Annotated in this window: 25 protein-coding genes; 9 read left to right on the top strand and 16 right to left on the bottom strand. The window is 37.8% G+C overall.

The annotated features are described in order from the left end of the window. Window positions 1-2: 2 nt before the first annotated feature. The 4 genes from F4V44_RS19465 to F4V44_RS19450 all read right to left on the bottom strand — a co-directional run bounded on the left by F4V44_RS19465 (window position 3) and on the right by F4V44_RS19450 (window position 3,922). The gene (locus tag F4V44_RS19465) at window positions 3-1,070 is read right to left on the bottom strand and encodes a TRAP transporter substrate-binding protein (protein ID WP_150441684.1); all 1,068 of its coding nucleotides are present in this window, start codon (window positions 1,068-1,070) and stop codon (window positions 3-5) included. A gap of 75 nt (window positions 1,071-1,145) precedes the next feature. Beyond that, window positions 1,146-2,579 carry a helix-turn-helix domain-containing protein gene (locus F4V44_RS19460; protein WP_150441683.1) on the bottom strand — a complete coding sequence of 478 codons (1,434 nt, stop codon included), beginning with the start codon at window positions 2,577-2,579 and terminating at the stop codon, window positions 1,146-1,148. Next, complete coding sequence (locus tag F4V44_RS19455) at window positions 2,546-3,061, bottom strand: XylR N-terminal domain-containing protein (protein ID WP_150441682.1); 516 nt, start codon at window positions 3,059-3,061, stop codon at window positions 2,546-2,548. Before F4V44_RS19455 ends, F4V44_RS19460 begins: the two co-directional genes overlap by 34 nt. Before the next feature lie 351 nt (window positions 3,062-3,412). Beyond that, on the bottom strand, window positions 3,413-3,922 hold the full coding sequence (locus F4V44_RS19450; RefSeq protein ID WP_150441681.1) for a DinB family protein: 510 nt from the start codon (window positions 3,920-3,922) through the stop codon (window positions 3,413-3,415). Between the two features lie 254 nt (window positions 3,923-4,176). Between F4V44_RS19450 and F4V44_RS19445 the strand changes: the two genes are divergently transcribed. Further along, on the top strand, window positions 4,177-5,760 hold the full coding sequence (locus tag F4V44_RS19445; protein ID WP_223881972.1) for a glycoside hydrolase family 55 protein: 1,584 nt from the start codon (window positions 4,177-4,179) through the stop codon (window positions 5,758-5,760). A gap of 90 nt (window positions 5,761-5,850) precedes the next feature. On the opposite strand, the gene F4V44_RS19440 is transcribed toward F4V44_RS19445, so the two are convergent. From F4V44_RS19440 to F4V44_RS19420, 5 genes are all read right to left on the bottom strand, one after another. Beyond that, a complete protein-coding gene (locus F4V44_RS19440; protein ID WP_150441680.1) occupies window positions 5,851-7,122 on the bottom strand; it encodes a TRAP transporter large permease in 1,272 nt (423 codons plus the stop codon). 22 nt (window positions 7,123-7,144) lie between these two features. Beyond that, window positions 7,145-7,654, bottom strand: a complete 510-nt coding sequence (locus F4V44_RS19435) for a TRAP transporter small permease (RefSeq protein ID WP_150441679.1) — start codon at window positions 7,652-7,654, stop codon at window positions 7,145-7,147. Window positions 7,655-7,764: 110 nt separating this feature from the next. Continuing rightward, on the bottom strand, window positions 7,765-8,796 hold the full coding sequence (locus tag F4V44_RS19430; RefSeq protein ID WP_223881971.1) for a TRAP transporter substrate-binding protein: 1,032 nt from the start codon (window positions 8,794-8,796) through the stop codon (window positions 7,765-7,767). Between the two features lie 249 nt (window positions 8,797-9,045). Beyond that, window positions 9,046-9,615, bottom strand: coding sequence for a DJ-1 family glyoxalase III (locus F4V44_RS19425; RefSeq protein ID WP_150441678.1), 570 nt, complete (start codon window positions 9,613-9,615; stop codon window positions 9,046-9,048). A 107-nt stretch (window positions 9,616-9,722) separates the two neighbouring features. Then, on the bottom strand, window positions 9,723-11,585 hold the full coding sequence (locus F4V44_RS19420; RefSeq protein WP_150441677.1) for a sigma-54 interaction domain-containing protein: 1,863 nt from the start codon (window positions 11,583-11,585) through the stop codon (window positions 9,723-9,725). 197 nt (window positions 11,586-11,782) lie between these two features. Here F4V44_RS19420 and F4V44_RS19415 point away from each other — a divergent pair, with 197 nt between their 5' ends. The 8 genes from F4V44_RS19415 (at window position 11,783) to F4V44_RS19380 (ending at window position 19,199) form a co-directional block, all read left to right on the top strand. Beyond that, window positions 11,783-11,986, top strand: a complete 204-nt coding sequence (locus F4V44_RS19415) for a hypothetical protein (RefSeq protein WP_150441676.1) — start codon at window positions 11,783-11,785, stop codon at window positions 11,984-11,986. A 26-nt stretch (window positions 11,987-12,012) separates the two neighbouring features. After that, the gene (locus tag F4V44_RS19410; protein ID WP_150441675.1) at window positions 12,013-13,443 is read left to right on the top strand and encodes a purine-cytosine permease family protein; all 1,431 of its coding nucleotides are present in this window, start codon (window positions 12,013-12,015) and stop codon (window positions 13,441-13,443) included. Between the two features lie 146 nt (window positions 13,444-13,589). Then, the gene (locus F4V44_RS19405; RefSeq protein ID WP_150441674.1) at window positions 13,590-14,576 is read left to right on the top strand and encodes a heme-dependent oxidative N-demethylase family protein; all 987 of its coding nucleotides are present in this window, start codon (window positions 13,590-13,592) and stop codon (window positions 14,574-14,576) included. Between the two features lie 19 nt (window positions 14,577-14,595). Continuing rightward, window positions 14,596-15,114 carry a dimethylamine monooxygenase subunit DmmA family protein gene (locus tag F4V44_RS19400; RefSeq protein ID WP_150441673.1) on the top strand — a complete coding sequence of 173 codons (519 nt, stop codon included), beginning with the start codon at window positions 14,596-14,598 and terminating at the stop codon, window positions 15,112-15,114. Window positions 15,115-15,172: 58 nt separating this feature from the next. After that, window positions 15,173-16,147 (top strand): PDR/VanB family oxidoreductase, encoded by a 975-nt coding sequence (locus tag F4V44_RS19395; protein WP_150441672.1) that lies wholly within the window; start codon window positions 15,173-15,175, stop codon window positions 16,145-16,147. A 71-nt stretch (window positions 16,148-16,218) separates the two neighbouring features. Then, window positions 16,219-17,715, top strand: coding sequence for an aldehyde dehydrogenase family protein (locus F4V44_RS19390; protein ID WP_223881970.1), 1,497 nt, complete (start codon window positions 16,219-16,221; stop codon window positions 17,713-17,715). Between the two features lie 238 nt (window positions 17,716-17,953). Then, a complete protein-coding gene (locus tag F4V44_RS19385) occupies window positions 17,954-18,148 on the top strand; it encodes an H-type small acid-soluble spore protein (protein WP_150441671.1) in 195 nt (64 codons plus the stop codon). Window positions 18,149-18,479: 331 nt separating this feature from the next. Continuing rightward, entirely contained in the window at window positions 18,480-19,199 is a 720-nt protein-coding gene (locus tag F4V44_RS19380; RefSeq protein ID WP_150441670.1) for a TerC family protein, read from the top strand. Between the two features lie 209 nt (window positions 19,200-19,408). Here the strand turns inward: F4V44_RS19380 and F4V44_RS19375 are convergent, their stop codons facing one another. The 7 genes from F4V44_RS19375 to F4V44_RS19345 form a co-directional block, all read right to left on the bottom strand. Then, the gene (locus F4V44_RS19375) at window positions 19,409-19,585 is read right to left on the bottom strand and encodes a YezD family protein (RefSeq protein WP_150441669.1); all 177 of its coding nucleotides are present in this window, start codon (window positions 19,583-19,585) and stop codon (window positions 19,409-19,411) included. Continuing rightward, entirely contained in the window at window positions 19,563-20,018 is a 456-nt protein-coding gene (locus F4V44_RS19370) for an RrF2 family transcriptional regulator (protein ID WP_150441668.1), read from the bottom strand. Before F4V44_RS19370 ends, F4V44_RS19375 begins: the two co-directional genes overlap by 23 nt. Window positions 20,019-20,447: 429 nt before the next feature. Next, on the bottom strand, window positions 20,448-21,275 hold the full coding sequence (locus F4V44_RS19365; RefSeq protein WP_150441667.1) for an XdhC family protein: 828 nt from the start codon (window positions 21,273-21,275) through the stop codon (window positions 20,448-20,450). A 27-nt stretch (window positions 21,276-21,302) separates the two neighbouring features. Further along, complete coding sequence (locus tag F4V44_RS19360; RefSeq protein WP_150441666.1) at window positions 21,303-22,172, bottom strand: FAD binding domain-containing protein; 870 nt, start codon at window positions 22,170-22,172, stop codon at window positions 21,303-21,305. After that, window positions 22,157-22,633, bottom strand: coding sequence for a (2Fe-2S)-binding protein (locus tag F4V44_RS19355; RefSeq protein WP_150441665.1), 477 nt, complete (start codon window positions 22,631-22,633; stop codon window positions 22,157-22,159). The genes F4V44_RS19360 and F4V44_RS19355 overlap by 16 nt, the downstream gene beginning before the upstream one ends. Further along, a complete protein-coding gene (locus F4V44_RS19350; protein WP_150441664.1) occupies window positions 22,630-24,789 on the bottom strand; it encodes a xanthine dehydrogenase family protein molybdopterin-binding subunit in 2,160 nt (719 codons plus the stop codon). The genes F4V44_RS19355 and F4V44_RS19350 overlap by 4 nt, the downstream gene beginning before the upstream one ends. A gap of 135 nt (window positions 24,790-24,924) precedes the next feature. Then, the gene (locus F4V44_RS19345) at window positions 24,925-25,509 is read right to left on the bottom strand and encodes a nucleotidyltransferase family protein (RefSeq protein WP_150441663.1); all 585 of its coding nucleotides are present in this window, start codon (window positions 25,507-25,509) and stop codon (window positions 24,925-24,927) included. Between the last annotated feature and the right edge of the window lie 63 nt (window positions 25,510-25,572).

Raw genomic sequence — 25,572 nt, 5'->3', positions numbered from 1 at the left:
GATTAATTATTAGTATATTGTTCAACTAATTCATTTAGTCTTTCACGATATTCAGTTCCAGGTAATCCTTTTTGATCTGCATCTTTCACAGCTTTATCCTGGACCGGCTTAACGAGTTCATCCCATTTTTTCTTTTCTTCCTCTGTTACTGGAATGATTTCCAAGCCTTCTGTATCAGCACTCCATTTAAGCGATTCCTCTGTATGCTTATCTAGATATTGACCTGTAAAAACAGTCATTTCTTTGTTTAATTCAGCAATGACCTTCTGTACATCCTCAGGAAGGCTATCCCACTTGTTTTTATTCATGACAGCTACAAATGTGTTAATCGTTAACGGATAATCTGTAACATATTTCAAATATTCTGCTAATTTTAAGTCCTTCAATACTTCACGTGACGAAACATTTCCTTCAATGATACCTGTCTGCAATGCTTCTGGTACCTCAGCCTGTGACATTCCAACTGGAGCTGCCCCTAATGCTTCCATAACCGGAGTTAATGCACCTGAAATTCGGAATTGTGTACCGGATAATTCCTTTAAATTGGAGATTTTTTTTACACTTTGAATATAGGCCGGTTCAGTGGCAAAAGCTGTAATGATTTTAAAATCTTTCAGTGCTTCTGGAGGATATTCTTGGATTAAATCAGCAACCACCTGGCTTGCTACTTCCGAATTAGGATAACCGGATGGTAAATCTGAAATTTCCAGCAATGGAAAACGTCCTGGTTCATACGTAGTAGAAGTTAAACCAATATCTGCTGTTCCAGAGGAGACTCCGTCAAACATATTAGTTGCATCTAGTAAGGTTCCGCCAAAAAACATATCTACTTTGATTTTACCATTGGTTCTTTTTTCTAATTCTTCCGACCATTTTTTCATTTGAACAGCCGGGAAGGTGTTATCAGGGGCAAAGAAAGCATAGGTTAACGTAATGGTTTCGCCGTCCCCTCCGCCTGAGGTAGATTTACTTCCGCCGCCACAGGCACTTAAGATTCCTATTAAGAGAACACTTAACAAGGCATAAGCTAGTTTTTTACCCGTTTTTTTATTATTTCTTCTTTTCTCCATGCGTTCCTCTCCTTAGCTATGATTATCATCCTGATTACTAGCGTTCCTTTCTAATGCTTGTTACCTAGGGTTCTATTAACCTTTTATTTTCCCAAGAACTAAAAGTATTTGCAGAGATAATTGAATTTCAAATCGATTATTTGAATTAGATAAATCCATTCCCAGCATCTCTTCGATTTTTTTGATTCGATATTTCATTCCGCTAATCGATATGGACATTTCTCTTGCCGTCTTATGTAAATTAAATTCATGCTGTGAATAATAAAATAAGGACATCAATAATTCAGCATCTTTTCTTTTATCATATTCGATGATTGGTTTTAATTTTTTATTAGCAAATAATTCTAACTCTTCCGGTTCTCTGATATTTAACAATAAAGTGGAATATCCTAATTGATCGGCAAAAATAACACTGGATTGCGCATGTCGAATTTTTGCAAATTCTACTGTTTTTTTAGCCTCTACCGCCTTTTTATAAAAGTCGTTTAATTCTGTGGTTATATCACTGATTCCAATATAAACCTGATAATGTTGATCATCAATATGCTGTAATAACTGCTCCCCGTACTGCTTAATAGTGATTTTTTTCTTTTCTATCACCTCCTTCGAAATAATCAGTTGAATTGTATTTAACTTTGGCAAAATAGGTATATCCATCTTATTACTTGTACCTTGATATAAGATATTTTTTAGTTTATTTCTCACCTCCAAATACTCTGAATGAAGATAAGTCGAATGTTCTTCCTTTTGGTTACTTTGGATTTCGATATGAAAAATATAATGTGGTTGTATTAAATTGTAACCAAGATATGAAAATCGGTTATAAATCTCGTCTAAATCAGCATCTTTATTATTAAGCAAATGTTCAAGCATTTCTCCTTTTAGACGCTGTTCCGTTTCAATGGCCACTCGCTCATTTTGCATATGTAAGGCGGTTATGGTCGCTATACGTTCAAGTACATCCTTATAAAACTTATCCGTATGTGAACTTAATGTAATCGTAATAAAGCCATATACTTGCTTTTTCACCATGACCGGAACCGTGAGCAGCTTAAAGATTTTACTGCGAAGATTCGTTTCAATCACTGTAGCCTCTGGATTGGTTTCAATTTGTTCAGCAGAAGTATTGATTTCCCGCAACCAATTCTCCATTCCAATGACATCACCGTAACTTGCCAATACTTCAAAATAACGATTACTAATAATCACTTGAGTATGAAGATTTTTTCCGATGATTTCCGCGAAGGCAGCAAATCCCTCTCCATGGAGCATGGATTGCGTTAATTGCCTGCTAATGGAAGAATTTAATTCCAGCATGGCTTTTTGTTGTTCGATTTTTTGATACATTTTGTCGAGTTCATCGGACATGTCTTCATCTTCAAAAACCATCAGTTCTTCTTCCTTTAAATCCTTCCCCCATTCTTCTACTGTTTTACCGGTATAGCTGCAATGGTCATCCCCCTTTCCCCTGCATTTTACTTCTTTAAAATTTCCTTTTTCCCAAGACATTCTGAATTATACCCGCTAGCATATCCAACTAGGTAATAACAGATAGCTTCATGATGCTGCGGGAAGTTTTGTAAATGCTGCTTGGCTTCAAAAGAATCGATCCAATATCCAGATACATTAAACTGTCCTTTTTCTATGTCTACTTGAAAACTTTCCGGATAAGAAAACACACGTCCAAACAAATCATGTGCCTTTGTCCCTGCAATCAGCCATTCCAAATCATTTTTCCAAAGAAAAGCCTCTTTATAAATACGAGCCTCATGTACTCCGCAATGATATCCATATCTTAATAAAAACCGTTTGGCTCTTTCAACACCAAGCGCAGTTATTAAGTCTTTACGGAGTAATCCCCATGCATCCATACTATTTAGAGTCATACGAAGGTCTTTAAGACCCCTATTCGGTTTATTGTATACCGTATTAAAGTGTTCAATTGTTAATTCACTAGCTTTTAATCCTAATTCCATTGTATGTCTGGTCATTGAATCACCCTGTTTAATAGAAATCAAAGCTTAAAGAAAATATATTTCATTTTTAAATATTTTAAATTTTCTTTATATTTAGATTATATTTTATTCGAATACCTTAGACAATAGCCGATTAGGGTTAAGTTTATTATTTTTACCATCTCATTCGGCTGGCATTTTTACAAATTCTCATAAAATGTCTATTATAGACAGGGATAATTGAAATAATATTTTAGTAATTATAACTTAAAAATCAGATAATAATATTATTTGATTTACGAAATTATAAATCTATAAAAACTAAAAAAAGAAGCGCAACGATAAACCGTACGCTTCCCGATGCCATCTGCTCCTTCCATATTCCCATCAGCATAAATCTAAAAGACTCAAATTTACTCTTATTTGCTCCATATGCCGCTCTTCATGAAGGTAGACAGCTTCAATCCATTGGTCTAATGATAAGTCTCCAAAGGCTGGATGATAGACTGATTTTGTTTTGAGGATAGAAGGGTCATCTATTAAACGAATTCTAGTGATTAATTCATTTCTTGATTCATTTAGCAACTCTATTATTCTCTTTACGTCAAAGGGTGCTGTATCAGGTTCCACGATTTCTGGCGCTTGAAGTTTTTTCGTCCGATCCAAAATAAGCTGTACGTTTTTCCTTTCTGTATTTAATTCACTGCTCTGACTTAATCCCCATGTGATTGCTTTTACTGTTGCCTTTTCTACTAGTACTAAGTGATGACAAATTTGTGCGATACTCCACTGATGAGGTTCCGATTTGTAATTAAATGCATCATAACTTAATAATTTAATATTTTTGATTAAATTGTTTCGGGTTTCAACCATACGCTGATGGACTGCATGATTCATGAAAATCCCCCTTATTATATAGTAGAAATCGCTGTATTTTTATCGTGCTTTTGCCTGTTTTCTATTTAATAATGGACCATTTTATTTATACTTCTACAGGAGATGAATAATTCCTTTCAATTAATAATTCCTTCAAGAGAAAACTGTAAAATGACATTTCAAAGTAAGTTACGATAGAGCTGCAGCACTGTTTTTATATGAAACAGAACACAGGTTATAATGTATATAATGATTTGTATTGGGAGTGAAATTGAGTGTTTAAGTTTAATCAAACCCATGATCCACGAAATAATGCCGCGCTGATAGCAGAATGGACACAAAATCGAATGCCGTTACAAAAGTTAGTTCAAGAGACAGAGGAGCTGTTCACTCAGGTGTGTCAAAACAATACGTCTATGTTAGAAGCGCATCCCCCTAATCAGCCCTTCTCTTTCTTAGAGAAATTGACTAGATGGTTTTTTCGTATCTTTGCCAAACCTTCTACTCTTTTAGCTCCTAGCAAAACGATTGTGGATAAAGAAGAACAGATTGTTCCCGATTGGAAGGATAAGCTAGACCAAGAATACAATGAATTATTAAATCAGATAACACGTGAGGTAAATATTTTAGATTTCGGTGCTGTTGGTGATGGAAGAACAGATTGTACAGCTGCTTTTCATAAAGCGCTTGGAAATGGAAGAGTAAAGGTCATTGTACCTGAAGGAATTTTTATTACGAAAGGGATTCGGCTTCCATCATGGACTTTTTTAATCGGCGCAGGAAAAGGTGTGACAACCATTAAATTACATCCTGATACCCCTAAAGGGACGAGATTGGTAACCAATGCGAACCATTGGAAGGGGAATCATCACCTTTTTGTGAAGGGTCTAACTTTAGATTGGAATATTGAACGCCTCGGTGACACGACAAAAACAAGTACTTGGGGAAATCATTCGAGCTGTTTGACTTATGCAAATGTGACCTATGGATGGGTACATGAAGTGGAAGGAATTAATCCAGGTCTTCATTGTTTTGATATCTCATCAACTCTTTATAATTATGCTGGAGATGGGTACCGTGCCAGCGGCGGCAGTAAATATGTGTGGATGGATCAGTTAACAGGTTATGGGTTTGGAGATGATGGGATTACTACTCATCATAGCGACTATATCTTTATTTCTCGTTCTCATATGTATAACCCAAGCGGCCGTTCCCATCAAAAGGGTTATTCAAATTCAAACGGAATTGAAATCGATGATGGTTCAAGAAATATCCTACTTGTCCATAACTCTACAGCAGGATGTTTTGGCGGTGTAGAAATTAAAGCTCATGAAAACTCTTCAGCTGCTTCCAATGTTCAAATGGTTGGACATATTTCTGTAAACGATAACCGTTCCTATAATTTTCGACATATTGGCCATCATAAAAGCACGGATACGCAGTCGAAATCAGCTTATAACATCTCGGCTTGCTGTTTAGTTTCCGTTGCACCTGTTTATACAGAGTTATATAAGGACTCTGCTCCCCGCAGTTTAGTTATTTCAGGCTATCAAAATGTCGTTATTAATCATTTTTGGGCTATTGGAGATGGTGAATATGACTTTAAAAACAACCCAGTTGTTGCTATTCAATACCGGGCAAGAAATATTATGTTAAATGACTTATCTATCAAAAATTACAACAATGCAGGACCAGCGATAAAGGTATTTGGAGGAGAAAATCGAGCAGAATTCATCAAGATTCAAAACATGATGACAGATGATTCTTTCTCAAAAGTAATTGAAACAGGTTCAGATGTAAAGGAAATGAAGATTGAACACGGCCAAAGGGACAGGAATACTGAATCCATTATGTATTAAATACTCATTTACATAAAAAACAAAAAGCAGTCACTTTGAACTGCTTTTCTGTTTTTCCACAACACTAGCTCTATTCAATTGAAACCTGCACTATACAAATAACAAGACAATTTGCGGAAGAAAGGTTACAAGTAATAGAACGATGAGCATGGTGCCAATATACGGGAGAACGGCTTTTGACAGCGGCCCCATTGATACACCCGATATACTAGATCCAACAAACAAGTTGACTCCTACAGGCGGCGTAAAATATCCGATTGCCAAGTTAATAATCATTAAGACGCCAAAATGCACGGGATCATATCCCACTTGAACGACTATTGGCAATAATATAGGTGTTAAAATAATAATGGCTGCCAACGGGTCCATGAACATTCCCACCACTAATAATAATGCCGTAATAAGGAGGATGATAACGATTGGATTATCGGAAATATTGATTAACCCATTCGCAATCTTATTTGGAATCTGTTCAAGCGTTAATAAACGTCCAAACGCATTGGCTGCTCCTACAATGATTAAAACAGTAGACGTTGTAAGAGCTGAGTCATAAATCACTTTCGGTAACTCTTTTAATGGCAGCTCACGATAAATCACGACTGCGACAAAGAGTCCGTATACCACAGCAATAACAGCAGCTTCCGTTGGGGTAAAAATCCCGCCATAAATTCCACCCAAAATGATAATAGGAATTAATAAAGCCCATTTCGCATCCCAAATAGCTTTTCCAATATTTTTAAGCGATGTTTTCTCATCTAATCCCTTATATCCCATTTTCTTCGAATAGTACCAAGCCCAGATCATCATGGCTACACCAACCAAAATGCCTGGAATAATACCGGAAATAAATAAGTCCCCAATAGAAACACTTGCTGTTACACCGAACATGACCATTGGAATACTTGGAGGAATAATAATACCAATGGAACCTGCGGCTGCTACAGTTGCTGTTGCAAACCGTCTATCATAGCCCTGCTGAACCATAGCAGGTATCATCACCCCTCCAATTGCCGCAACAGTAGCAGGGCCGGAACCAGAAATCGCAGCAAAGAACATGCATGTAATAATGGTAGCAATCGCAAAGCCCCCTGTTTTATTTCCTACCAGTGCACCGGCAACTCCAAATAATCTTTGCGAAATACCGCCCTTTCCCATAATTTCCCCAGCAAGAATAAAGAAAGGAACCGCCATTAATGGAAATGAATCAACAGATGTGACTAATTCTTTAGCTAAAAATTCAAGCGGCATACTGCCGGAATAAAAAATCGTGACCAGTGTTGCCAACCCTATAGCGATACCTATTGGTACACTGAGCAGTAACAGAATGGCAAAGCTGCCAAATAAGACGGCCGTAGCTGTCATCACCAAAACCCCCTATCCTCATTTAAAAATAAATCTCTTTTCCGTTATTGTTTTTTCCTTTACCTAGAAAGGACTGAACTAACTTCACTTGATTCTGAATTAATCGAATCAGAGTCAGCCCCATTCCAACAGGTGTTGCCATATAAATGAAACCCATAGGAATTTGATTAGCAGGCGATTTTTGGCCAAATTGTAATAATTGATGGGCTACTTCATAACCGTAAATAATGACAAATATCGCAAATGCCATAAAGAAAAGATTGGCAATAAATAGTAAAATCATTTTTCCTTTTTCCTTTAGCAAAAATAAAATGGCATCAATCCTTACATGTTTTTGCTCTTTTACACCTAAACTGATTCCAATATAAATCATCCAGATAAAGCAATAACGTGCCAATTCCTCTGACCAGGATAGGGAACCGCCAAATTGTCTCATCACCACTTGTAAAAAAATAACTGCTACCATGATGATAGAGAAAAATACTAATATTACTTTTTCAATATTCTCATCGAGCCAACGAATTACTTTCATTGTCATCTCCCTTTTCAGAATAAATTTTCAAACCAATCTAGTGAATTACGAAAAAAAGACTTTGAGGAATCATCCTCCCCTCAAAGTCTTTTAATGTTTTTTACAATTGATTATTTGACAGCTTGTATTCTTTCAACATAATCTCCGTAACGTTCTGCATGTTTTTCATAGACCGGTTGAACAGCCTTGCGGAATGACTCCATATCAATATCTTCTTCAGGAATAATTTCTACTCCCTTTTCCACTAAATTCTTTTTGTAATCTTCCATTAAATCTTGATTGATTTGACGTTCTTTCTGTGCATACTCTTTACCAAGATCGACGATGACTTTTTGAATCTCTTCAGGTAACGACGCAAAAAGCTCTTGATTCATTACTAAAGTAGCGGAAGCATAATAAAGTCCTACTTCAGAGAAATGTTTAGATTGTTCATATACATTTGTTGTATAGTAAACACCCGTTGAGAAATCTGAACCATCAATCACGCCCTGCTGCAGACCGCTGTATACTTCTGGGAATGCCATTGGTGTTGCATTTGTACCAAGTGCACTATACGTATCTAGTAAAAGTTCACTTTCAATGGTTCTCATTTTTAGACCCTTTAAATCTTCCACTGATTTGATCGGCTTCTTGCTATTAGCTAAGTGGCGTTGACCATTTTCCCAGAAAGCAATCCCTTTCAGATTGACATCTGACATTTTGTCTAATAATTCTTGACCCACTTCACCATCTAACGTTTTGTACGTATGGTCTAAATCTCTAAATAAGAATGGGAACTCAATGACTGACACCTCAGGAACAAAGTTGGTCACAACGCCTGTTGTAATGACACTCATATCCAATGTACCCAGTTGAACCCCTTCAAGCATTTCGCGTTCGCCGCCTAGAGCACCATTACCGAAAATTTCGAATTTTACTTTCCCATTAGTAGCTTCTTCCACTGCTTTCGCATATTCGTTAAATCCAATGGCATAGGCTTGTCCATCTGGAGAAATATGTCCTACTTTAATCGTAATAACGTCTCCATCTTTCCCGCTATTCGCTTGATTCTTTCCTGAGTCCTTTGCTCCGCCTCCACAAGCTGTCAGTGCTAACAAACTGACAACAGCGGCAATCATGAATAATAATTTAATCCCCTTCAAAATTGATTACCCCTTTTCAACTATTATATTATAATATTATACTTTAACGCTTAAAAGCGTATCAGCGATGAAGTTACTGTTATTATAAACTAAATTGTATAATTTTGCATTAAAAAATTATTATTTTCATAAATCTTTATACTTTTTCAAAAATAGTTTTTTATGTGTATTTTCCAAAGAATACTAATATGACAAAAAACAAGCGGCTGAGAAAGTTTCAGCCGCCTGCATGTTTCTTATCAATCGTTATTATTTTACTGAGCCTTCGACCATTGGAATCAATGTACCATTACGGATTTGATCAGCCTTTTCTTTTCCAACAAGTGCTTCAATGATTGCTAGGGCAAAATATGGAGAGGTTGCCGGACCACGGGAAGTAATCACATTTCCATCCTTAACGACGATTTCTTCAGAGAATTCTTTAAAATTAATTTGTGATTCAAAGCCAGGATAACAAGTCCCTTTAATTTTTGCAGCTAATCCTGCAGCTTCTAAAGCAAGCGGTGAGGCACAAATAGAGGCAACTAGTTTGTCCGCTTCATAAAAGGATTGTAAATAGGATACTACTTGTTCATTTTCTGCAAGCAGCTTGGAGCCAGGAAGCCCACCTGGAGTGATGACAGCATCATACTCTGCCGCATTCACATCTTCTACTAATTTATCTGCTTTAATATGTACTCCATGAGCGCTGACCGTTTCTAACGTTCCTGTAATTGAAACCATATCAACCTGTATTTCAGCACGACGTAAATAATCAACGACTGCTAACGCTTCGATTTCTTCATATCCATTTGCTAAAAATAAAATCGCTTTTTTCATTAATATCATCCTCCTCTTCCCTATTATAATCTCATAATGAAAATTCCGACAAGTTTAATCTTTTATATAAAAGGGACTTCGGGATGTTGCCTGTGCATAACCGCAACTTAATGTTTTTTTAACATGTTCTCAATCTTCTTTAACTCTGTTTCAATATATGACTTTTTATGGTCAAAAGCAATGATGGCCACTACTTTTCCATTAGAATCCATTAATGGAGCAAAGCTTGTTTTCCATTCACCATAGATATCTTGGTATAAAGGAGTGACTCCGGCTTTTCCATTTAATGCGGCAAAGGCCACTTCCATCGTTTCAGGCGGCCCTTCATATAAAACACCCGTTGGAATCACAAAATCTTCACTGGCCACAATCGTCTGGGCCACATGACTATCCACCATTTTAAAAATGTAGACCCACTCAATGATTCCCTCTTGTTCCCGTAAATTCGTTAACTTTTTCTGAACCCTTTTAAAGATTGGGTTGGACGGTGAAACATTAGGTTTCATTAATTCTGAGATTTCTTCTGGTAGAATAACAGTCGAAGTCACAATCGCCATCGATCGTAATTGTTTATCTAAATGTTGTTCAAGTATGTTTCTTTTATTTGGATAGGATAGTGATTCTCGTTCCATTTTCTCACGGATTTTTTTATATTTTCTGCTCAATGTTGGCTGACTAATTTCAAGGACTTTTGCTGCAAGTTTGGATGATTTATATTTATCCACAGCAAGTTTAATTAACTGCTCCTCCACCATATCAATAGCTTCCTGCAGAGGCATAATGTATTCAATCAGCGGAGGTTCCTTAAATTCATCCTTCTTCCAAGGAATATAGCTGTATACAATACTTGCGTCCACGTCCATGTCCCTGCTCGTCACAACAATTCGTTCAACAGTATTCTCTAATTGTCGAACATTTCCCGGCCAATCATACATGCAAAATAAATCGATGGCATCAGGTGTGATGTGGATATTTCGATTATATAACGCATTATATTTCGCAACAAAATGATAAAGTAAGACAGGAATATCTTCAATTCTCTCTCGTAAGGAAGGAATATCAATCGGTACGACATTCAAGCGATAATATAAGTCTTCTCTAAACCGGCCCTCTTTGACCATTTTTTCTAATGATCGATTCGTTGCAGCAATAATTTGGACATCTATCCTAATTGATTTTGAACTGCCTAAAGGAGTCACTTCTTTTTCTTGTAGGATTCGAAGTAATTTCACCTGCAGGTTCAAAGGCATTTCACCAATTTCATCAAGAAAAATAATCCCTCCATTTGCTAATTCGAATTTTCCCGGAGCACCATTTTTGTTGGCACCGCTAAAGGCTCCTCCGACATATCCGAATAATTCACTTTCTAATAAATTGTCCGGTATGGCACCGCAGTTAACGGCAATGAATGGTTTTAACCTTCTATTACTCAATTGATGGAGGGTTTTCGCAAGCATTTCCTTTCCTACACCGGATTCTCCTAATAATAGAACAGTTGTGGAAACCTTTGACACCATTTCAATGGTATTTAGGACCTCTTTCATTTTTTGACTATGGACGACCATGGAAGAAAGTGTTGTTGGTTCCCTATCTTCTAGTAACTCAACTGAATCCGTGATGGTTTCGGAGATGCCCTTTAGTCCCCAAACGCATAGTTCTTCACTATTCCCATGTGATGGAAACATGGTAATAAGAATCGTACTTCCATCCCAAGTCTTTAATTGAAGAGAATGGACCTCCCTCTTTAACAAGGGCAACAGGGTTTCACCAAAGAATGATATTTCCTCTAGTTCCATTAACGTTTTTCCTACTATTGTGGGAGTGTTTGATGACCAAAAATTGTTCAGTTCCCCGCTTCTATGTAGAATGATTCCTTTTGCATCTGTCACAATCATTTCGTCATAGATAGACAGAATACTAGATTGAAGCGCGTGAAGAATTTGTTCATTAGATACAATAACAGAGCCCATCTTGGCTGCACCCCTTATGTTAAATTTGAAAATTCAGAGTTTTTAGTAAATTATTTCATAATTGAATAAAAATTTCAAATATGAAATCAAAAAGAGGAAAAAATACAGTTTTTGTAACTTTTTCGAGAAATTTTGTTTGGCATAAGAATTGCTACAATACTGTTATGTAACAAAGGTATAGAAAGGAGGATGTCCCATTGGATTCTAAAGATCCTATTCAAAAGAACATGGAATCAAATGATCCATTCATTAAAGAAATGTATACAGATCTTCATAACAGAATTAAGGACTATCAAGAAACGGATTCCGTTGTTGAGAAAATGAAATTTTCGGATGCAAGAGGCTCAATTGTGATTGTGGGAGTTATTGCTGCGTTTTTGGCTTATGTTTTACTAACCTAGTTTTATTATAGTATAGGAGGCAGAATATGGGTAAAGAAAATTCTTCGATTTCAAAGGATGTAGCCTTTGGCTTTCTTCCGGCAGCAAAGAAGGATCGTGTCTTTGGTATGTGGGATTTGATTTTAATCCAAGTAGGAATAGGAATATCTTGTATATGTATCCTAACGGGTGCTTATACCGGTTTGATGGTAGATGCCGGAGAAGGTTTAGGGGCGATTCTTTTTGGTGAAGCATTTCCTATTCTATTAATTGTACCAATTACCATCTATTTTGCCCGATATGGCATTGATACCTTTATTGGATTTAGAAGCTCTTTCGGTTATTTAGGCGCAAAAATCTTTTATTTTGTTTTTGCCATCTTAACGATTGGCTATACTGCCGTTGCTCTTTATATGGCAGGTGAGGCAATTGTAAAGTTATTAAGTTTTACTAGTTTGCCGGCTTTTCTTACCTCAGCTTCAACTGGTGTTCCCCTTTTTGCGATTCTCTTATTTATAATTGCTTTTGCAGTTACCTTTAAAGGACCACTAGCTATTCGTAAGTTCAATTGGATTGGAGTGCCAGCCATTGCGATTTTATTAGTTGGTTTACTCATTTTAATTGTAACTGGACAAGGTTTAGAGAAAATTTTGGCCTTAACCCCTGCTGAACCCTATGAAGACTTTTCACGCTCCTTTATGACTGCGCTTGAACTAAATGTAGGATTAGGTTTTTCCTGGCTGCCCTATTTAGGCCAGTATTCCCGCTTGGTCAAAAGTGAAAAAGCCGCCTATAAAGCAACGTTTTTCAGCTATGGAATTCTTGTTAATATAGCGGTTGTCCTAGGTGCATTGACCACATTAGTTGTCGGGACACAAAACCCGACCGAATGGATGATAGCCATTGCTGGTACATGGTTTGGGTTAATCGGATTAATCCTGCTGACACTTGGCAATTTAACGGCAGCGATATTTTTAATGTATTCACAAGTCATTAGCTTAAAAACAGTGTTTCCAAAGAGTTCTTGGCTGGTCGCGATGTTAACTACCATCCCTTCTGTATTTCTATTATTAAGTTCCACCTTCTACAATGCCTTTAACTCTTTTATCACTGTCATTGCTTATATTATGTCCATTGCCGGCGGTATTGTAATTGCAGATTTTTTCTTTGTCAAAAAACAAAAGATTTCCTTATATGATCTTTATAATACAAATGGAAAGTATAAGTATTGGCATGGCATCAATCCATCTGCCATCACGAGTATCATCATTGGAACAGTCGTTTATTGGGGGCTGTATAACCCTCTATTAGATAAAGCAAGCGGTCTATTCGAATATATCTCGGCTGGTATTCCTGCCTATTTTGCTTCTCTTATTACTTACTATATTTCAGCCAGATATATCTTTGCTTACAGCGTAGATAAAGAAGCAAGTAAAAAAGCAACTGAGCCGATACAAGAACAAGTGGATTTGGTATAGATTTCAATTGTGAATAAAAATTTTATAAATGAAATATTCAGAATATAAAATATATTTAAAGCTTAAAAAATACCGTATTTAAAATTGGCATACTTATTGCTTAAATACTAGTAAAGAAATGTTTTTTAAATAAAGGAGGAGTTTTCATGTTTGAATCTACTAATCTAGAACTGTTCCCATACCCTTTTCACACAATTAAAGAAGGAAACAACTATCGTTATTCAAATGACTTAAGAAAATTGGATAAGAATCACCAGAATTGTGTTGTCATTACACCTGAATATAAAAAGCAAATCAAAAGAAAACGAGAATTACTTCGTGAACAGCCTGAAGTAAGGTTTCAATCCTATCCTCATACAATGGAAATGCAATGGGAAGTTGCCGAAATGCTGATGAATTTGGCGGTTGATAAATACCCTGAGCACTTCCAATTAGAAAAGAACGGAAATCATTGGACGTTTCATAATAACATCCTAAATGAAACCGAATCCTTCATTTTTGGTAATGCACCAAGCATCGAGCTTGAGCCCTTAGATTTAATCGGCCGTCATTTCACTACAGACTTTGTCTTAATGGTTAATAGAGATGACAACCTTTATCTTGAAGTGGCCCAGGAATCCTATGCTGCTCTGTTCTCCCCGCATTGGAATAAAGGAATGTCCTTTGATGAAATTCACGGACCTGTTCCGTTTGTGTCACGTACAGGTGTCCCGTTGGCACAAAGAGTTCGCGATTTCTTAATTCGTAATGTGCTGCCAGGTGAACCTTGGACAAGAATTAACTGGAACTTGATGGCGAACCGTTGGGATGTTAACTATGAAACCTTTGATACCTGGGGTCCAACCCGCTATCTAGTGAACTCTGAAAATGCCGGTGAACTTGTGAGACTTCGTGTAGAAGAACAATTTTTCTATCGTATGCCTAGAAGCAATGCCGTTCTATTCGTTTTAAACACTCAATTCCTTGCCATGAAAGATTTAAAGCAAAGACCAGAATGGTTAAAACAAACGTATTCTATTCTTTCTGATATTCCGAAACCAATGGCAGATTACAAAGGGTTTACTCCATTCATTGAACCAACCGTAGAATATTTAAAAAACCAAGTGGAGCAATTAAATTTACAAACAAAATAAGAATTGGGAGGCATGTAAAGTGGTCTACAACAGCCCCGTATTATTTGATCAATCTGTTAGCATTGTTGGAGCATTCACAGTACGACAGGATAGAAGAAAATATTTAATTATTTCTGCTGCACCGAATGAAACAGCAAAAATCCAGCCATTTATTAAAGAAATAAATGGCCAAAAGGAATATGAACTCATAGAAATCCACAATCCTGCACAGTTAGAGTACGTGAGTGAAATCGTTGACCGTCAAAAAATGGGAACCCAGCTTTATATTTCAGCCCATTGGGATGATGCCGTAACCATTTTCACAGCAGCCATTGAGGCTGGTTTTTCAGAGGACGAAATTCAAACGCTTATTTCTGGTGGAAAGAAACGGAATGTGTATTGTATCAAATGCTTTCACCTCCAAGAAGTGGAAGCAGAAGAAACAGATACCATTTGTCATCATTGTCAAATCAGCTTAGAAATTGGCCCTTTCTTCTCAAGGGAAAGAAAAGGATATATTGGCTATCCATATAATCCTGCATTTGTAACACCAAATTAACAGCTGTGTGAGATTTATTTTATCAAACAGACAAAACGATTGGATTGGAGTGATAAGGATGAGTGGATTCGGAAATATTCAAGTCTATGTTGGAAAAATCATTCAGGAAACAAATTTTGTTAAACGCTTCCATTTATATGCGGTTGACCGGGAATTACTGCCTGCTTTTACCGGCGGTTCACATATTGCCACCTTTGTGAAAAATGGCGAAGAGATAATCGAAAGAAATTACTCACTTGTCAGCCACCCGAGCGACCGCAGTCAATATGCAATTGCCGTTCGTAAGGATGACCATTCAAGGGGTGGATCTGTTTATTGGCATGATCAGATTAGAGTTGGAGATTATGTAGAAATCAGTTGGCCGAAAAATCATTTCCCGCTTGCCTTCAAAGCCGCTAAACATCATGTGTTTTATGCAGCAGGTATTGGCATTACCCCTTTTATAACCATGATGGAGGATTTGACTGCCGAAGGAAAATCCTTTGAATTACATTACGCGGCAAAAACGAAAGAAGAATGTGCTTTTTATGATGTTTTGAAGGCAAAATATCCTGGTAAATGTCACTTTTATTTTTCAAGAATGGAAAATACAGCTAGAATGAAACCTGAAACAATGGCTGAACATCGGATTGGTTCACATGTGTATTTCTGCGGACCCGTTTCCATGGTGAAAGAATTTAGAGAAGCAGCAGAAAGCTACGGTTATCCAAGTCATTCGATTCATTTTGAATTATTTGCGGCTAACGATGAAGGCCCGAAAAACCCTTTTGTAGTGACATTAGCGAACAGCGGCAAACAAGTAGAAGTAACGGAAGAAGAAACATTACTAGATGCCCTATTAAAGGCTGGAGTTGAAGCCCCTTACTCTTGCAAGGTTGGCGGATGTGGAAGCTGTGAAGTACAGCTCGTTGACGGTCAGGTTGATCACCGCGACCACTTCTATAAAGAAGACGAAAGACAGGAGAAGAAAGTTATTTTAACATGCTGCTCTAGAGCAAAGGAAACTGAAAAAGAGCTTGTGTTGGACCTGTAATAAGCTCTTCTACTCTATCCTATTTGATTAGTACAATGTTATAAATTTATAAATATTAGGAGGCAATGAAAATGACAACAACTACTCAAGTACTAGAATTAAAGATGTATATTAATGGTGAATGGAGACTTTCAAATAATCCTGATTGCAATAAGGTTATTAATCCGGCAAATGGTGAATTAATTGCTATCGCTCCAAGAGCAACTGTTGAAGAAACAGAAGAAGCGATTAAAGCGGCAAAAGAAGCCTTTGAAAGCGGTATTTGGTCTAAATTAAGCGCGCAGGAACGCTCCGATTTTCTCTTGAAAATTGCTGATAAAATTGATGAAAAACATGATGTACTCGTAGAACTTGAAGTCAAAGATAATGGAAAAATCAGAGCTGAGGCTGATATTGATATATCTGATGCAGCCTCCTGCTTCCGCTATTACGCAGGTTTGATTAGAACGCCAGATGGACAAACCTATCATGTAGCGGATCCGATGCAAGCTATGGTTGTGCGTGAACCAGTTGGCGTTACAGGCTTAATTGTTCCGTGGAATTTCCCATTCCTCATGAGTGTTTGGAAATTTGCTCCTGCCTTAGCAGCTGGAAATACCATTGTATATAAACCGGCAGAAGTGACTCCTGTAACAGCGACGAAATTAGTTGAAATTATAGAAGAAGTCGGTATCCCTAAAGGTGTTGTCAATTTGGTGTTAGGAAAAGGCTCCGTCGTTGGCGACGTCATTGCAGCCAGCCATGATGTAGATATGGTTTCTTTTACCGGCAGCACGGAAGTAGGAAGAAGCATTATGCGCAGTGCAGCAGGCAATTTGAAGAAAATCTCGCTTGAACTAGGCGGAAAGTCACCAAACATTATCTTTGCGGATGCTGATTTTGAAGCGGCTGTTGATAACGCATTAGTTGGTATCTTCTATGGTTCTGGCCAAGTATGTTCTGCAGGAAGCCGGATTATTGTGGAAGAAAGCATTTATGATCGATTCGTTTCTGAGTTCGTCAGACGCGCCAAAAATATTAAAGTAGGTCCTGGGTTAGAAGAAGGCTCCGAAATGGGCGCCATTGTCAGTGAAGCCCAGCTTCATACGATTCTAGACTATATTGAAATTGGTAAAAAGGAAGGCGCAACATTGGCATGCGGCGGGAATCGTTTGACAGAAAATGGTTTAGATAAAGGGTTCTTTATTGAACCAACCGTTTTCACTAATGTAATGCCGGAGATGAGCATCGTAAAAGAAGAAATCTTCGGACCTGTTGCCGTGATTCAAAAATTCAAAAATGAAGAAGAAGCCATTAAACTAGCAAATGACACTATCTATGGTCTTGCCGGCGGTGTCTTCACTTCAGACGGAGCAAAAGCGATGCGTGTGATTAAAGAAGTACGTGCTGGTATCACTTGGATTAACACATATGGCCCTACCTATAACGAAGCACCATGGCACGGATATAAACAAAGCGGCATCGGTTCCAGCCTTGGAACATTTGGATTAGACGAATTCCAAGAAGTAAAGCAAATTAACATGAACTTAGCAGTAGCACCTACTGGATGGTTTTCTGACAATAAATAAGTGAATAGAGAAACTTTGTCCCTATAAAGGAATAAATTACATAAAAAACTCGTCAGAAGTGACGAGTTTTTTATCTGTTACATGATTTTTCTTTAGAACGTCATATCGGGCCCTCCGTCCCTGTTCCGCTTTTATTATTTCTTGTGCCTGTCCCCTCGGAACAGAACTTTATAGCAAAATTTTAGGTATCCTGCATGTTTTCTATTGTATTCGCAAACGATATAAGTGAGGTGAGAACATGCATTTAGATCGTGTCAAAGAAATTTTGTCTTCTGATCAAGAAATAGCTGTCCACTATCATGGCATTCCTGTTTGGATTGAAAGTATTGATCCAACAGCAAGTATGGCAGTGGTTTCCGAACGAGGAGCCCATGATCACAAACAGCTGGTATCCATTGATTCTTTAGATGAAACGGGCAAGTATTTTACGTAACTAAAATGACGAACAGGCTTTGTTCGTCATTTTAGTTAGCTATAGCAATACGCAAGTTCCTTTCTCCTACATAACCTATTATTCACTAGAATAATGGAATTCCTTCTCTTATTTAATTGCTTTTCATTAAAAATATATAGAATTCCCCTAAATAATAAATAAAATATGGTATTTTCAATAAGGGATAGATAGTATAAAATACCAACATCGCCCTATCAAACCTTCAGTCTATTAAAACTACTATTCTTCCTATGTGTTATTTGAAATTTCTGAAAACTATGGTATAATGTATACTGCATACCAAATATTTAAAAAGGGGAAATTAATAAAGATGGAAAACTTACTTCTCGCACTGGGTGTTGCTGTGTCATCAGGAGCACTAATCGCATTATTGAAAATCATCATGATTGATATCATCCTATCCGGTGATAATGCCATTGTCATTGCCATGGCAACGAAAAATCTGCCAAAAGAATTACAAAATAAAGCCATTTTCTGGGGAACAGCAGGAGCCGTTATTTTACGAATTGCTTTTGCAGCCATTATTGTTTATCTACTTCAAATTCCCTATGTAAACCTTATCGGTGGTGCCCTTCTTCTCTGGATTGCCTATAAGGTATTGGTAGAAGGGGAAGAGGATACAAATATTACGTCACATAATAGTCTATCAAAAGCCATACAAACAATCATTATTGCAGATGCTGTTATGAGCTTGGATAACGTAGTCGCTGTTGCTGGAGCTGCTCATGGTCATATTGGGATGATTGCTCTTGGTGTCATTATTAGTATTCCTATTATGATTTTTGGTTCAAAATTTATTGTTAAAATGATGGAAAAATATTCTTGGATTGGCTATGCCGGTGCAGGAATTCTTTCTTGGACGGCAGGAGAAATGATTCTAAAAGATAAAAACCTAAATAATTTAGTTGAAATTCCACATGGCGCAATGGCGTATGTTATTCTAGCTGTCATAACAGCCCTAGTACTTACAGCTGGTTATTTAAAAAATCACAGCCATTCAAAAGCGGCAGAAGGAAAACAAACAGCATAATGATTAGGGAAAGAGTGAAATGATACTCTTTCCCTTTTTTATTTCATTTTTGACCATTCATAATCATCTCCAGATTTTGAATATGACCCCCATTTTGCTAATGCAGAATTTCACAAGGTAAAAAACCCCCTTTAGCAGCTGACATTTTACGAACAGATACTAACAGGGGCCTTCGGTGGACCGATCGGCGTATTCATATGTTTCATCATTTATGTTCTTTTATGGTGGGAGCTTTTTTGCAATGGCAGACGGTGTTTCTCTAATTTGTCAATTTGCGTTACCTGTGAATCATGAACCGTGATTTGGACCGTTCCATATTCAAGGCTTTCTATTAATTCCTTTACTTTCTCAAGTATATGCTGTTCAATTGGTCTTTTTGAAGGCAAGTAAATCTTCCCCTTTCATGAAAGTTAATCGATTTTCCAAAAGGTCCTCCAGGGTCGTTTGATCAAGGACATATGCAATTGTGTCTCTCACTAGTGACCAAAGCGGCTTGAGCTGACAAGCAGGCTCTAATTGACAGGGTTCGTATTTTGTAATGGACGCGCACCCCATAGGAGAAAGCGGCCCCTCTAACACTCGTATGACCTCGCCGATATTTATCTCACTTGTGTCTCTATTGAGGAGATATCCCCCATTAGTCCCTCTTTTACTTTCTAAATAACCTAATTTTTTTAACCTTAATAGGATTTGCTCTAAATAACTAACCGTAACCAAAGTCTTTTCTGAAATTTCTTGAATAGATACGATTTTTCCCTGGTTTTCTCCAAGAACGAGCAGGGCTCTCAGTGCATATTCCCCCTTACTTGATACCTTCAATGTCAGTCCCCCTTTTTGTTAATATACCATCAATTAAATTCCCTCTAATGTTGATTATTCTAGTCAACATTTTTTCGAAAAAAATGCCATTGTTGAGTGATTTAGTCAACTTTAACACATGCATGCGGACGATGATGAACTCTTGTAGAGGGTAAATGATGGATTACCATTTAAAGCTTTTTTGCTTTGTTTTTTAGATTAATAAGGCAACCAATCATTGTTACTTGAACTAATATAATTAAAATTCTTAATTTTGTTAATTTAATATATTACACATTACCCCTATTTGTAAACTAGGAATTTAAAATAATTTAAATTTTTTGTGGTTAGAGAATTGTTAATCATACTTAAATATGTATCTCCTTTTCATCAACAAGTATGAAAAATAAAGGGGCAACAGATCAGTTGCCCCTTTTTAATCTAAAGATTTCATTTTATCGTCGTTCTCTCACCTTTATTTAGTCTCGTCTCTTCTTTGGCTGTTTTTTCGGACTTGATTTCCTTGCTTACTTTGATGATTTCTCCCATTATACTGATGGCGATTTCGGCAGTTGTTTCTGATCCGATATCTAATCCAATAGGAGAATATATCCGCTTGAGCTGTTCTTCTGTGATGCCTTCGCTTTTTAATTTTTCAAATATAGTAATGGCTTTCCGTTTACTGGCTACCATACCAATATAAGCGCATGGAAATTGCAAGGCTGTTTTTAAAACTATATCATCCTGATTTTTTGGAAAGACAGCAACATACGACTTTTCATTTAAATTGGCTTCGAGTAAGGCCACCCCAATATCCTCTTGTATATAAAGATTTGTAGCATGAGGAAAGCGTTCCCTCGTACAATAATCAATCCGATCATCGACAATACAATAGGGATATTCAAGAGAATCCGCGAGCTTGGCCATGGCAACACCCAAATGACCGGCCCCAACCAATATCAGTTCAGGTCTGCTTGTATAGACTTCAATAAAGACTCTAAGAGTACCTCCGCAATTCATTTGAATTCCATCTTTTGCATGCTTATTCAATTTATATTCAACGATTTTGGATTTTCCTTTTTGGATGGCTTTTACACTTTCTTCGATGATATAATATTCCGCCAAGCCGCCGCCAACCGTTCCTTCAATCGAGCCATCCTTGTATACAATCATTTTTCCAACATGCCTGGGAGTCGAGCCTCTTGATTCAATAATCATGGCTAAAGCAAATGTTTCATTTTGGCGTGTCAGTATGCCTACTTTCTCCATCAACAGCATGAACAGCTCCCCCCTTTTTCAAAAAGATTAATTTGGTTGATACCTCTTTAAGCTTAGAAAATAGCGTAATAGGTTTAAAGCAACCGTTTTTCTGTAAAAAGCAGTGGAACGATGATCATCGATTGGCTTTATCATCTTATCGAAGGCAGCGACAACATTTGTGATGTCCTTATCAGTTAATGGGAATGGTTTTCCAAGCAGCTTCTTTTCGATATCCTTCGAGCGAATCATCGTAGGTCCAACTGCTCCAAAGGCAAAGCGAATGTTATGGATTCGATCATTTTTTATTCGAATGAGACCAGCAAACGATACTTTAGCAATGGCATCAGCGTTCCGGTTGCCGACTTTCTCAAACACAACATGACCATCCTCTTCCATTACAGACGGTAGAATAATCTCTGTTAGCAGTTCGTTTGGAAGACGTTGAACTCGCCTTGGGCCTTGAATAAAATCGCTAATGGAAACCACTTTTTCACTAGTGGCCGAGCGCAAGAGGAGCTTGGCATTGTATAGATATAATAAGGGAAGCGTATCACCGGCTGGAGAAGCATTACAAATATTGCCTCCTAATGTTCCTCTATTTCTAATGGGCGGAGCAGCGATTGTTTTGATTGCATTCTTTAAGACATTCGGAATGAGTGGATTTTCAAGTAATTCACTATAGGTACAGCAGGCTCCGATATGGAGGTCCTGATTATGTCGATATACCTGCTTTAACTCGGAAAGATGGTCAATAAAAACAATCGGTTTGGAAATTTTTGGAGGTACGCCCCTGCGACTTTTATTTAGAACCATGATATCCGTACCGCCAGCTATAATAGCACAGTCTTCCCGATTCAATTGACTCAGTGTTTGGTCTAAACTATCAAAGCGGTATGATGTTACTTTTTCTTCCATAATCCATCCCCTTTTTTTGCTGCAAGGTGGATCGCATCAACAATCATATTGTAGCCTGTACAGCGGCATAGATTTCCGGAAATGCCTTCACGAATTTCGGCCTTTGAAGGATGAGGATTTTTTGACAGTAAAGCCGCACTTGCCATAATCATGCCCGGAATGCAATAGCCGCATTGAACGGCCCCTGCAGCAGAATAGCTCTCATCTAAAAGCTTAAATGGTTCTGTTTCAAGTATGCCTTCTATCGTTTGGATATTCGCACCAGCAATCGAGCCAATGGGAATTAGGCAGCTGTTTTGCAGGAGATTATTCACAAAAACACTGCAGGCTCCGCACTCTCCTTCCCCGCAGCCCTCCTTTGTTCCGATTAAATTAAACTCCTCTCGAATTAAATCCAGTAATCTTACAGTGGCTGGGGCATCCGTTTCTACTGTTCTTCCATTAAGCGTAAATGTAATCAACCTTCGTTCCCTTCTTTCCTCCAAAGACTTTCTATAATCACTTCCGGTGTGATTGGAAGTTGCCAAAAGACCGTTTGCAATGCATCCTCAATCGCTGCTTGAATGGCCGGAGCACCGCCGATTAATGTCAATTCACCTGCCCCCTTCGCCCCGTAAGGTCCATCCGCATAAGGATTATCAAATACCTTGCTTTGGATTGGAACGATATCCAATGAAGTTGGTGGTCCATAATCAGAAATGCTTTTTTGTTGGATTTTGCCTTGTTTTGACGTCATGTGTTCTAGGTAACCGTAGGCTAATCCTTGAGCTAATCCCCCGTCAATTTGGCCTTTTAACACTCGATTATCGATAACCTTCCCTACCTCGTAATTGGCATATACTTTTTCTAGTCTCACATTTCCTGTTAACGTATCCACTTCTACTTCAACAATATTCACCCCCCATGAATAAGCCGGGTAGGCATCTCCAGTAAAGGTTTTCTCGTCCCAAGGAATCAACTCACGGTGAACATAGTTTTCAATCACTTCCTGTTCGACACCTGTTTGCCATTGAACCTTTAGTTTTTTTGCAGCACGTTCGAGCAATTTCCCGACAATCATGGTTGTTCTAGAGGCAACTGTTGGACCAGAGTCGGGAACCTCTTTTGTATCGGGATAAGGAAATAAAATTTCTTCGTACGGGAGGTCTAGTTCCTTGGCAACAATTTTACACAGCGTCGTTAAAATGCCTTGTCCCATATCAGAATTTGAGATTTTAAGCGATACCTTGTCATCCTTTGATTTATTCAGCTTTACAGTGGCTTTAATATGATCTCTTTCGCCACTGCCAGTAAAACCGCACCCATGGAGAAACAGTGAAGTTCCGATGCCTTTTTTATAGCGGTGATTGTGTTGATTGAAGAGCTGAAACTCCCTTTTTTTCTTTCTATAATCTGACGTATAGAGTAAATCTTCAATCATTTCTCTCATTAATATTGGGTCATGGAATTTTCCTTTTGTGATTGTGGGGTCTCCTTGTTGGACGAGGTATTTTCGTTTATATTCAAGCGGATCAATGTTTGCCCGCTTACTAAGATGTCCGATATGACTTTCGATTCCCGCAAAGCTTTGTGGCGCTCCAAAGCCTCTGAAAGCTCCATTCGGTACAGTATTTGTTTTTAGAACATAACCTTTTGCATGGAAATGTGGAATGTTATATACACCCGCACTATTGATTAAGGCGCGCTGCAGTACGACAGAGCTCAAGCCAGCATTTGCTCCGCCATCAAGATAAATGTCCACACACATGCTTAAAATATTTCCTTCCTGGTCAAGAGCCGTACGATATTTGAGCTTGGCTGGGTGCCTTTTTGTCGTAACGACCATATCCTCCGAACGGTCGAACACGAGCATGATCGATTTCTTAACGGCTTTCGCAGCAACTGCTACGTGACATGCCATCATGGAAGGAAATTCTTCTTTGCCGCCAAAACCTCCGCCGGTAGGACTTTGAACCACTCTGACATCTTCATCCCCACATGCTAAAGCATTAAGCAATGCATTTTTTATATAATAGAGACATTGCATCGATCCCTTGACGATGATTTCATCATCCTGATAAATTGCGAGCATCCCCTGCGGCTCAAGATAGACATGCTCTTGATATCCTGTCTTATATTCTTCTTCGATAATTTGATAGGCTCCCTGTTCGATAGAAGAAATGATTTCTTTGTCCTCACCAAATTCATAATTTGCTAAACAGACAGAGCCTGAGTTTTGCTCTATTGCTTCGTCCAATGTATAGATGGCCTGATGTTCTTCAAATTCTACTCTCACTTCCTCTATTAATCGGTATAGGATATCCAGATCTTTTCCAACGAGCATAAAAATGGGCTCCCCAATATAATTAACCCACTCATTGGCAAATATGGGCTGATCTTCTTTGATAATCTTGACATAATTAGGTCCGGGAATATCCTCTGCTCCAACCGCTTCATACCCTTCCGGAAGGTTTGGTAATTGGATGGATAGAATTTTCCCATACGCAATAGGTGAACGATACAAAACACCATAAACCATATTTTCCACTTTCTCATCACTAATATAGGGCAACTGACCTGATACTTTTCCTTTATGGTCCTTTTTCGGCACGGACGTGCTAATATCTTTCAGACTCATTCAACAACACCCTTCGACTCTTTTTTTAAAGGGATATATAATAATAGAAATCTCTTTCTTCGATTCTATAAATGCAACTAAAATTTTATGAATACTTTTCACTCAAGAATTTCGTTGTTTTTCGGGAAACTTTACTTATTTATACGAATAGTCTATGGCTTTTTGGTAATCCTCCGGCGTATCAATATCCATTAATACTCCTGGATCATGTACATTTAGATATTCCTTTTCAAAACCGTTTAGGACCTCACGCAAATTACTTTCGGGATCGGTTTCGTGGATTTTCTTTTTTACTTCACTTGATAGTTTGATGGGATGTCCCCCTTTGTGGTTAAAACTAGGAATGACGATGCTCCCTTTATGTTTAGCCACAAGCTGAATGGTTTCTTTTTTAACAAGCGGGCAATCTCCGGGTGTGAGGAAGAAGGTTGGAGCATTTACAACGCTGCAGCCCTTTTGAATGGAACTGAACATTCCCTTGTTAAAATGTTCATTATAAACAAGTTTTATCTGAAAGGAATAAGCATCTTTTCGGTTGATTTTGGCTATTTCCTCTTCAACGATTTCTGCTTGAAATCCAGCTACAACCAGGATTCTGCCGCAGTATCCTTCAAATTTAGAGATGGTTTGCTCTAATACAGTTGATTTTCCTAATGGCAAAGTCATTTTATAGGCATTTGCCCGGCTGGAATATCCAGCCGCAAGGATAATGGCTTCCATTTTTTATCACCCGCTATACTTCTTCTATTGTTCTTTTAAATATACTTTTTAAGAAATGCAATC

Origin of the sequence: Niallia endozanthoxylica (assembly GCF_008710145.1) — a bacterium.
GTDB classification, from domain to species: domain Bacteria; phylum Bacillota; class Bacilli; order Bacillales; family Cytobacillaceae; genus Bacillus_BD; species Bacillus_BD endozanthoxylica.
The sequence above is the reverse complement of the archived record's forward strand: the minus strand, read 5'-3'. Positions and strand labels throughout refer to the sequence as shown.

Excerpts from the sequence above, each read along its gene's own strand:
- F4V44_RS19395 (WP_150441672.1), top strand. The coding sequence starts at position 15,173 with ATGAGTGGATTCGGAAATATTCAAGTCTATGTTGGAAAAATCATTCAG.
- F4V44_RS19435 (WP_150441679.1), bottom strand. The coding sequence starts at position 7,654 with ATGAAAGTAATTCGTTGGCTCGATGAGAATATTGAAAAAGTAATATTA.
- F4V44_RS19405 (WP_150441674.1), top strand. The coding sequence starts at position 13,590 with ATGTTTGAATCTACTAATCTAGAACTGTTCCCATACCCTTTTCACACA.
- F4V44_RS19460 (WP_150441683.1), bottom strand. The coding sequence starts at position 2,579 with ATGTCTTGGGAAAAAGGAAATTTTAAAGAAGTAAAATGCAGGGGAAAG.
- F4V44_RS19420 (WP_150441677.1), bottom strand. The coding sequence starts at position 11,585 with ATGGGCTCTGTTATTGTATCTAATGAACAAATTCTTCACGCGCTTCAA.
- F4V44_RS19365 (WP_150441667.1), bottom strand. The coding sequence starts at position 21,275 with ATGCTGTTGATGGAGAAAGTAGGCATACTGACACGCCAAAATGAAACA.
- F4V44_RS19410 (WP_150441675.1), top strand. The coding sequence starts at position 12,013 with ATGGGTAAAGAAAATTCTTCGATTTCAAAGGATGTAGCCTTTGGCTTT.
- F4V44_RS19350 (WP_150441664.1), bottom strand. The coding sequence starts at position 24,789 with ATGAGTCTGAAAGATATTAGCACGTCCGTGCCGAAAAAGGACCATAAA.
- F4V44_RS19425 (WP_150441678.1), bottom strand. The coding sequence starts at position 9,615 with ATGAAAAAAGCGATTTTATTTTTAGCAAATGGATATGAAGAAATCGAA.
- F4V44_RS19440 (WP_150441680.1), bottom strand. The coding sequence starts at position 7,122 with ATGACAGCTACGGCCGTCTTATTTGGCAGCTTTGCCATTCTGTTACTG.
- F4V44_RS19455 (WP_150441682.1), bottom strand. The coding sequence starts at position 3,061 with ATGACCAGACATACAATGGAATTAGGATTAAAAGCTAGTGAATTAACA.
- F4V44_RS19465 (WP_150441684.1), bottom strand. The coding sequence starts at position 1,070 with ATGGAGAAAAGAAGAAATAATAAAAAAACGGGTAAAAAACTAGCTTAT.
- F4V44_RS19450 (WP_150441681.1), bottom strand. The coding sequence starts at position 3,922 with ATGAATCATGCAGTCCATCAGCGTATGGTTGAAACCCGAAACAATTTA.
- F4V44_RS19390 (WP_223881970.1), top strand. The coding sequence starts at position 16,219 with ATGACAACAACTACTCAAGTACTAGAATTAAAGATGTATATTAATGGT.
- F4V44_RS19380 (WP_150441670.1), top strand. The coding sequence starts at position 18,480 with ATGGAAAACTTACTTCTCGCACTGGGTGTTGCTGTGTCATCAGGAGCA.
- F4V44_RS19385 (WP_150441671.1), top strand. The coding sequence starts at position 17,954 with ATGCATTTAGATCGTGTCAAAGAAATTTTGTCTTCTGATCAAGAAATA.
- F4V44_RS19360 (WP_150441666.1), bottom strand. The coding sequence starts at position 22,172 with ATGGAAGAAAAAGTAACATCATACCGCTTTGATAGTTTAGACCAAACA.
- F4V44_RS19345 (WP_150441663.1), bottom strand. The coding sequence starts at position 25,509 with ATGGAAGCCATTATCCTTGCGGCTGGATATTCCAGCCGGGCAAATGCC.